Annotated in this window: 1 protein-coding gene; it reads right to left on the reverse strand. The window is 53.2% G+C overall.

The features are described 5' to 3' along the window. A partial coding sequence (locus KKA81_17285; GenBank protein MBU2652683.1) for a PKD domain-containing protein occupies positions 1 to 5,198 on the reverse strand: 5,198 nt, incomplete at both ends.

A 5,198-nucleotide genomic window follows, 5' to 3' on the forward strand; every position in this document is an offset into this window, starting at 1 on the left:
CGTCATACTCCAGGGTAGCCCCGTCGCCGAAGTCCCATTGCCAGAGGGTGATGGCATTGCCGTCACCCAGGGCGAACGAGGAGTCGGTAAAGCAGATGTCTTTTTGGTTGCAGAGGATATCGGCCTGCACAAGGTAGTAAGCCTCAAAGCAGAACCCGCGGATCACGGGCCTGGTGATGGAGTCCACGCAGCCGTTGGCATTGACCACGGTTAAGGTCACCTGGTAGGTGGAATCATCGGGAGAGTATAGATGGGATGGGTTCTGCTGGGAGGAAACATTGCCGTCGCCAAAGTCCCACGCCCAGGAGGTGACCCCACCCTGAGAGAGGTCGGTAAACAGTGTGGGTTCAAAGCAGTAAGCGGTGGTGGCGGAGAAGTCGGGCTCAGGCAGGGCATCCACCATAACGGAAGCGACAAAAGATCCTATGCAGTTACCGGCGTTCTCCCCCGAGAGGGTAACGTTAAAGACCCCGGGCCAGGAGTAGTAGTGGGAGAGGGAATCCGCGGTAGAAACCACCTGAGGGGAACCATCGCCGAAGTCCCACCGCCATTGGATGACAGAATCGTTCGATGGCAAAAAGGAAGCGGCAAAGAAGGTTGTATCTCCCAGACAGACGCGCGAGGCGTCAAAGGCTACCTGCAGGGGTTCTTTGACACAGACGGGGTGAGATATCTTATCGGAGCAGCCGTTGAAATCCATCACGGTGAGAGATACCAGATAGCAGGAGTCACCGACGGGATAAGCATGCTGGGGGTTTATCTGCGAGGAGAAGTACCCGGGCTCAAGCTCCCACAGCCAGGCGGTGATGGGCATCCCGGAAGATCCTGCAAAGGATGAATCGATAAAAGCGATGGTGTATTCAGGGTCACATACCTGGTTAAAGGAAAATCCGGCAGCGGGGGAATCAAACACCCGAACGGTCTTGACAATGGTATCGGAGCAACCGTTCTGATCCCCAACGATGAGCGATACGGAGAAATCTCCCAGGGCGGAGAACACGTGAGCGGGGTTCTGCAGGGAAGAGGTGTCAAAGGGAGCCGAGGCGGGATCGCCGAAGTCCCAGAACCACTGCCCGATAACGCTGCCTCCGGGCAGGGAAGCATCGGTGAACAGGGTGCTGTCACCCAGGCAGGCCTTCAGGAAGGAATAGTCGGCCACGGGCTTAACGGCGACAGAGACGGGCCGCACGAGGGAAGCGCTGCAGCCATCGGAGTTGGTGATGGTGAGCGAGACGTTGTAGATGCCCGGGGAGGTAAACACATGCACGGGGTCCTGCAGGGTAGAGGTGCCGGCAGGCCCGGATGCCGGGTCATCGAAGTCCCAGAAGAAGGCTGCAACCTCGGAAAGGACCGTGCTGTCGGGGTCGGTAAAAAAGTAAGTAATATCTTCAAAGCAGGATTGCGGTGGATCGTAGGTAAAGTAAAGCGAAGGGGAATCCCCGATGACCACCATCTGGGATGCTTCAGAGACACAGCCCAGGGAAGAGGTAACGACCAGGGTAACGGTATACACCCCGGCGGTGTCGAACGCATGCTGTGGGTTCTGCAGTGTGGAGGAGTTGTTAGCTCCGGAGGAGGGGTCACCGAAGTCCCAGAGCCACGACTGCACGAGGGTTCCAAAGGTGATGGTCTGATCGGTGAACTGCACGGTGGAACCGGCGCAGGTGTTCTCACTGAAGGAGAACCCGGCCTGGGGCCCTTGCTCAACGGGGACTACCGAGGAGACCGAATCGACGCATCCGTTGGAGTTGGTGATCGCAAGGGAGACATCGTAGTTGCCCGGTGCGGAGTAGAGGTGATAGACATCGGGACTGCCGGGATAGACGACCACGGTGTCGGAGCCATCGCCGAAGTACCAGTGCCATGAGGAAATGAATCCTCCCACGGGGGACGACTGATCGGTAAACAGTATGGGCATGCCGGTGCAGGCGGGCAGGGAAGACTCAAAGGCAGCAAAGGGCAGGGGATGCACGACCACGGGATGGGAGATGATGTTCTGGCACCCGGCCCCGGAGCTGACCGAGAGGGTAACGTTGTAGGTGCCCGCTGCGGTAAACACATGAATGGGCTCTTGCAGGACGGAAGAACCGCCGTCACCGAAGTCCCAGAGCCATGAGACGGCCGAAGGGGAAATGCCGGAGAAGGTGATCTCTTCGCCTTCACAGATGGTATCGGGAGTGTAGGTAAAGCTGGCCGAAGGGATGGAGTCGACGGTAACGGTTTTGGTGATGGAATCCAGGCAGCCGTCGGCGTTGTGGACCAACAGGAGCACCTCAAAGTCGCCGGCCCCGGTAAACACATGGACGGGGTTCTGGAAGATGGAGGTGTTGTCAGGTCCGGAGGCCGGGTCCCCGAACTCCCAGAACCAGGAAACGATGGGAGATCCGGAGTTGGGAGAGGAAAGGTCGGTAAAGTCGACGGGCTGGAGCATACACCCGGGAGTATTGTTAAAGTTGGCGATGGGTGAGGCGGTCACCGCGACGGACTTAACGATGGTATTCTGACAGGAGTCGATATCGGTGACCGAGAGCGAGACGTTAAAGGTACCGCTACCGGAGAACAGGTGAACCACATCGGGGTCATCGGGGGTGTTGATGGTCACGACGGTACCGTCGCCGAAGTCCCATACCCATCGGATGATCTGTCCGTTGGGAGAGACGGAAAGGTCGGTAAAAGCGATGGAGTCATCCTGGCAAACCAGGGCCGAGGAGTAGGAGAAATCGGGTGATGGCAGGGGGTTCACGACCAGTGGCAGGGTAAAGGAGGATATGCATCCGGCGGTGTCCATGACGCTGAGAGAGACCATGAAAGTACCTGTCGCGGAGTAGGTATGCTGGGGGCTTTGCAGCAGGGAGGAGCCCCCGTCGCCAAAGTCCCAGAACCAGGAAGCTATCATCGAAGAGGAAGCCCCGGTGAAGGATACCACGGCATCGACACAGGCAGGGGAAGGGTTAACCGAGAAGGAGACATCGGGAAGTTCGACGACCTCGACGGTATGTAATACCGAGTCGCGGCAGCCGTACTGGTCTATCACCGAGAGGATGACATCAAAGAGCCCGGAGGAGAGGTAGGTATGGACGGGCTCCTGCCCCGTGGCGTTGAAGCCGTCGCCGAAGTCCCACATCCAGGATGCGATGGGACTGCCGGAGGTACCGTAGAAGTAAGTCTGGTCGCCCAGGCAGGTAGGGTCGGGGGCCCAGGTGAAATAAACCGTGGGCAGGGAAGGCACGATGACCGGGTGGGTGATGGTGTCGTTGCATAAAAGCCCGGCTGAGTCGGCTGTGACCACCAGCTGGACATTGTAAACTCCTCCTGCATCATAGTCATGGATAGGATTCTGAAGGTTGGAGGTCCCTCCGTCGCCGAAATCCCATTGCCACTGGACCAGAAAATATCCGTCCGGCTTAGTAGATAAATCAATGAACTGGAGAGTATCACACGACACTACCGTATAGTCGAACTCGGCATTAGGAGGTTCGGCTACAAAAATATTATGAGTGACAAAATTAGTACAGCCATGGTTATCAATTACTTGAAGTGTAATATAGATATTTCCATAGGTTGTATAAATATGCGACACGTTTTGACCGCTACCTGTGGTTCCGTCGCCGAAATCCCATAGCCATTCAATGATGTTTGAACTGCTGTTTCCTGTGAAATCCACACTTGCATTCAAACAGGCAGATGCAACGGATGCGGAAAAGTCAACATCGGGAGGGATATAAACAAATACTTCATGGGATGCTTCATCGGAGCATCCGACATCATCTGTAAAGGAGAGAGTGACTGTGTATGTGCCCGGATTCTGGTAAATATGGGCAGGGTTTTGTTGTGATGAGGTGGTACCATCGCCAAAGTTCCAGATCCAGGATGTAAGGTTGGCCAAGCCCACCTGAGTAAAGTATGCTATATCACCCAGGCAGGATGTATCCCTGGGAGAAATTGTGAAGTCCATATCGATCTGTGGCAGAACCGTGAGGTTGGTGATGATAGCACTGTCGCAGTTATTGACCGACACCACGGTATCAAAGTAGGTTCCTGAGGTATATTGCCAGTTTCCTTGCACAAACATTGAGTCTCCGTAGCAAATGGTCTCATCGTTGGTAGTGGTAAACTTTGGATGAATGGTTAAAACCATTTCATCAATGGAGTCACAATTTAAAACATTGGTTGCTAATACGGTAAAAGTGATTGGGCCTAATTCATCGGTTGCAGGGATATAAACAGGAACCTCTACATGTGGATCAACGAAAGTTCCTGTACCCCCTGACCATTCAATGAAATTATAGTTCATTGAGAATGGAACAACCATTGAATTGGCAAAGTCGTATGGGTCACCCTGACAGGAGTTTTCATCGCTTCCGGCAAAGGCATAGGCACCTGGAACCACTTCAAGAATCATAGTTGAAGTATCATTTTCACAGGGTGATAAACCATAAGCTACCATGGTAAGTGTAACTAACCCAAGTTCATCAGCTCCTGGAGTATAAACAGGGGCCACAAGTCCAGTATTATTGAATGTGCCATCACCTCCGTACCACAAGATCGAACTGTAATTGCTTGCAGATGGTGGAATCAGGGAGGTTGATAAATCAAAGAACACGTCTTCACAGGTCGCTTCATCTGTTCCTGCATAAGCATCTGCAGGAGGATTTACAACAAGAGTATGGGTGACTTGTTCTGAACAAACGGTTAATGTGACTAAGTAAGTACCGTCCGTAGTATATGAATGATTAACGTTCTTTCCGGTTAATGCAGGGCTCCCGTCTCCGAAATCATATACCCAATCGGTAAAATTGGCGTCACCAATTCCTGTAAAAGAAACATCATACGATTCACAACTGGGTGATGGATTTATAGAAAAATCAACATTAACATCTATGATAACACGCTGATGGATAACGGTGTCAAGGCATCCGTTACTATTGGAAGCTACAAGCATGATGTTGAAAGTACCCTGGCTGGAGTATATATGGGTAACATTTTGTCCCGTTCCTGTGTTGCCATCCCCGAAGTCCCATTGCCATGCGGTGATATCCGACGTTCCGTTACCGGAGAAAACAACGGTTTCTCCCATGCAGGAAGTATCGTTCGGAGAGATGGTGAAATCGGCCGAGGGGAGTTCAAAGATGGTTACATCATGGGAGACCGTGTCAAGACAGCTGTTTTCATTCAGAACGATCAGGGTAACGGTGTAG

Source organism: Bacteroidota bacterium (genome assembly GCA_018831055.1).
Classification (GTDB): domain Bacteria; phylum Bacteroidota; class Bacteroidia; order Bacteroidales; family B18-G4; genus M55B132.